The sequence below is a fragment of the Shewanella zhuhaiensis genome, assembly GCF_022484835.1.
GTDB classification, from domain to species: domain Bacteria; phylum Pseudomonadota; class Gammaproteobacteria; order Enterobacterales; family Shewanellaceae; genus Shewanella; species Shewanella khirikhana.
This window is the reverse complement of sequence record NZ_JAKUDL010000017.1, coordinates 1-4,614: the sequence shown is the minus strand read 5'-3', so window position 1 is coordinate 4,614 and position 4,614 is coordinate 1. Positions and strand designations below refer to the sequence as shown.

Sequence of the window (4,614 nt, the reverse complement as noted above, 5' to 3'; positions counted from 1 at the left end):
GAGTTTTCATGCAGAGCATGACAGCAGAAATTCATTGAGACCAAAACTTTAATTGAAGAGTTTGATCATGGCTCAGATTGAACGCTGGCGGCAGGCCTAACACATGCAAGTCGAGCGGCAGCGGGAAGATAGCTTGCTATCTTTGCCGGCGAGCGGCGGACGGGTGAGTAATACCTGGGGATCTGCCCAATCGAGGGGGATAACAGTTGGAAACGACTGCTAATACCGCATACGCCCTACGGGGGAAAGGAGGGGACCTTCGGGCCTTCCGCGATTGGATGAACCCAGGCGGGATTAGCTAGTAGGTGAGGTAATGGCTCACCTAGGCGACGATCCCTAGCTGTTCTGAGAGGATGGACAGCCACACTGGAACTGAGACACGGTCCAGACTCCTACGGGAGGCAGCAGTGGGGAATATTGGACAATGGGGGAAACCCTGATCCAGCCATGCCGCGTGTGTGAAGAAGGCCTTCGGGTTGTAAAGCACTTTCAGTGGGGAGGAAAGGTTGCAGGTTAATACCCTGTAGCTGTGACGTTACCCACAGAAGAAGCACCGGCTAACTCCGTGCCAGCAGCCGCGGTAATACGGAGGGTGCAAGCGTTAATCGGAATTACTGGGCGTAAAGCGTGCGCAGGCGGTCTGTTAAGCGAGATGTGAAAGCCCCGGGCTCAACCTGGGAACTGCATTTCGAACTGGCAGACTAGAGTCTTGTAGAGGGGGGTAGAATTCCAGGTGTAGCGGTGAAATGCGTAGAGATCTGGAGGAATACCGGTGGCGAAGGCGGCCCCCTGGACAAAGACTGACGCTCATGCACGAAAGCGTGGGGAGCAAACAGGATTAGATACCCTGGTAGTCCACGCCGTAAACGATGTCTACTCGGAGTTTGGTGTCTTGAACACTGGGCTCTCAAGCTAACGCATTAAGTAGACCGCCTGGGGAGTACGGCCGCAAGGTTAAAACTCAAATGAATTGACGGGGGCCCGCACAAGCGGTGGAGCATGTGGTTTAATTCGATGCAACGCGAAGAACCTTACCTACTCTTGACATCCAGAGAACTTTCCAGAGATGGATTGGTGCCTTCGGGAACTCTGAGACAGGTGCTGCATGGCTGTCGTCAGCTCGTGTTGTGAAATGTTGGGTTAAGTCCCGCAACGAGCGCAACCCTTATCCTTACTTGCCAGCGGGTAATGCCGGGAACTTTAGGGAGACTGCCGGTGATAAACCGGAGGAAGGTGGGGACGACGTCAAGTCATCATGGCCCTTACGAGTAGGGCTACACACGTGCTACAATGGTCGGTACAGAGGGTTGCGAAGCCGCGAGGTGGAGCTAATCTCATAAAGCCGGTCGTAGTCCGGATTGGAGTCTGCAACTCGACTCCATGAAGTCGGAATCGCTAGTAATCGTGGATCAGAATGCCACGGTGAATACGTTCCCGGGCCTTGTACACACCGCCCGTCACACCATGGGAGTGGGCTGCACCAGAAGTAGATAGCTTAACCTTCGGGAGGGCGTTTACCACGGTGTGGTTCATGACTGGGGTGAAGTCGTAACAAGGTAGCCCTAGGGGAACCTGGGGCTGGATCACCTCCTTACCTAAGCGACACATTATCCTGCTGAGTGTTCACACAGATTGAACTATCGAAAACCAGCTGGTTGCAATACAGCACGGTGAGGAAACTCATCCGGGTTGTATGGTTAAGCGACTAAGCGTATACGGTGGATGCCTTGGCAGTCAGAGGCGATGAAGGACGTAGTAACTTGCGAAAAGCGTTGGTGAGGTAGTAACAACCGTTATAGCCAGCGATGTCCGAATGGGGAAACCCGGCACCATAAGGTGTCATCACTAAGTGAATACATAGCTTAGTGAGGCGAACGAGGGGAACTGAAACATCTAAGTACCCTCAGGAAAAGAAATCAACCGAGATTCCCTCAGTAGCGGCGAGCGAACGGGGATTAGCCCTTAAGTCTTCGGGGTGTTAGTGGAATGCGTTGGAAAGCGCAACGGTACAGGGTGACAGTCCCGTACACGACAACTAACCGATGATGAAATCGAGTAAGGCGGCACACGTGATATGTTGTCTGAACATGGGGGGACCATCCTCCAAGGCTAAATACTCCTGACTGACCGATAGTGAACCAGTACCGTGAGGGAAAGGCGAAAAGAACCCCTGTGAGGGGAGTGAAATAGAACCTGAAACCGTATACGTACAAGCAGTGGGAGCGGTTCTTGAGACCGTGACTGCGTACCTTTTGTATAATGGGTCAGCGACTTACGTTTTGTAGCGAGGTTAAGCGAATAGCGGAGCCGTAGGGAAACCGAGTGTTAACTGCGCGTTTAGTTGCAAGGCGTAGACCCGAAACCCGGTGATCTAGCCATGGGCAGGTTGAAGGTTGAGTAACATCAACTGGAGGACCGAACCGACTAATGTTGAAAAATTAGCGGATGACTTGTGGCTGGGGGTGAAAGGCCAATCAAACCGGGAGATATCTGGTTCTCCTCGAAAGCTATTTAGGTAGCGCCTCGGACGAACACCTTTGGGGGTAGAGCACTGTTAAGGCTAGGGGGTCATCCCGACTTACCAACCCTTTGCAAACTCCGAATACCAAAGAGTGCTATCCGGGAGACAGACGGCGGGTGCTAACGTCCGTCGTCAAAAGGGAAACAACCCAGACCGTCAGCTAAGGTCCCAAAGTAATTGCTAAGTGGGAAACGATGTGGGAAGGCTTAGACAGCTAGGATGTTGGCTTAGAAGCAGCCATCATTTAAAGAAAGCGTAATAGCTCACTAGTCGAGTCGGCCTGCGCGGAAGATGTAACGGGGCTAAGCAATTCACCGAAGCTACGGGTGTGCACGATAACGTGTACGCGGTAGAGGAGCGTTCTGTAAGCCGTTGAAGGTGAAGGGGTAACCCACACTGGAGGTATCAGAAGTGCGAATGCTGACATGAGTAACGATAAAGGGGGTGAAAAACCCCCTCGCCGAAAGACCAAGGGTTCCTGTCCAACGTTAATCGGGGCAGGGTGAGTCGACCCCTAAGGCGAGGCCGAAAGGCGTAGTCGATGGGAAACGGGTTAATATTCCCGTACTTCTGCTAACTGCGATGGAGAGACGGAGAAGGCTAGGCCAGCACGGCGTTGGTTGTCCGTGTTTAAGGTGGTAGGTAGTGTGCTTAGGCAAATCCGGGCACATATATACCGAGAGCTGATGACGAGGTGCTACGGCACTGAAGTGGTTGATGCCATGCTTCCAGGAAAATCTTCTAAGCTTCAGGTTAGCAGGAATCGTACCCCAAACCGACACAGGTGGTCGGGTAGAGAATACCAAGGCGCTTGAGAGAACTCGGCTGAAGGAACTAGGCAAAATGGTACCGTAACTTCGGGAGAAGGTACGCTGCTGTTGGTGACGGGACTTGCTCCCTGAGCTGACGGCAGTCGCAGATACCAGGTGGCTGCAACTGTTTATCAAAAACACAGCACTGTGCAAACTCGCAAGAGGAAGTATACGGTGTGACGCCTGCCCGGTGCCGGAAGGTTAATTGATTGGGTTATCGCAAGAGAAGCTCATGATCGAAGCCCCGGTAAACGGCGGCCGTAACTATAACGGTCCTAAGGTAGCGAAATTCCTTGTCGGGTAAGTTCCGACCTGCACGAATGGCGTAATGATGGCCACGCTGTCTCCAGCCGAGACTCAGTGAAGTTGAAATTGCGGTGAAGATGCCGTATACCCGCGGCTAGACGGAAAGACCCCGTGAACCTTTACTATAGCTTGGCACTGAACATTGACCCTACATGTGTAGGATAGGTGGGAGACTTTGAAGCGGGAACGCCAGTTCTCGTGGAGTCAATCTTGAAATACCACCCTTGTAGTGTTGGTGTTCTAACCTCGGTCCATGAATCTGGACTAGGGACAGTGCCTGGTGGGTAGTTTGACTGGGGCGGTCTCCTCCCAAAGAGTAACGGAGGAGCACGAAGGTTGGCTAAACACGGTCGGACATCGTGTGGTTAGTGTAATGGCACAAGCCAGCTTAACTGCGAGACAGACACGTCGAGCAGGTACGAAAGTAGGTCATAGTGATCCGGTGGTTCTGTATGGAAGGGCCATCGCTCAACGGATAAAAGGTACTCCGGGGATAACAGGCTGATACCGCCCAAGAGTTCATATCGACGGCGGTGTTTGGCACCTCGATGTCGGCTCATCACATCCTGGGGCTGAAGTCGGTCCCAAGGGTATGGCTGTTCGCCATTTAAAGTGGTACGCGAGCTGGGTTCAGAACGTCGTGAGACAGTTCGGTCCCTATCTGCCGTGGGCGTTGGAAGATTGAGGGGGGTTGCTCCTAGTACGAGAGGACCGGAGTGAACGAACCGCTGGTGTTCGGGTTGTCATGCCAATGGCATTGCCCGGTAGCTACGTTCGGAATCGATAACCGCTGAAAGCATCTAAGCGGGAAGCGAGCCCCAAGATGAGTCTTCCCTTGGACCTTGAGTCCACTGAAGAGCCGTCCGAGACCAGGACGTTGATAGGCAGGGTGTGTAAGCGTTGTGAGGCGTTGAGCTAACCTGTACTAATGACTCGTGCGGCTTAACCATACAACCCAGATGGGTTTCAGATGGT

At 53.0% G+C, this 4,614-nt stretch carries 2 rRNA genes; both read left to right on the top strand.

From position 1 onward, the window contains the following. Positions 1–49: 49 nt before the first annotated feature. Positions 50–1,594, top strand: a 16S ribosomal RNA gene (locus tag MJ923_RS20730). Positions 1,595–1,695: 101 nt separating this feature from the next. Continuing rightward, positions 1,696–4,589, top strand: a 23S ribosomal RNA gene (locus MJ923_RS20725). Together the 16S and 23S rRNA genes form the textbook arrangement of a ribosomal RNA operon. Positions 4,590–4,614: the final 25 nt, after the last annotated feature.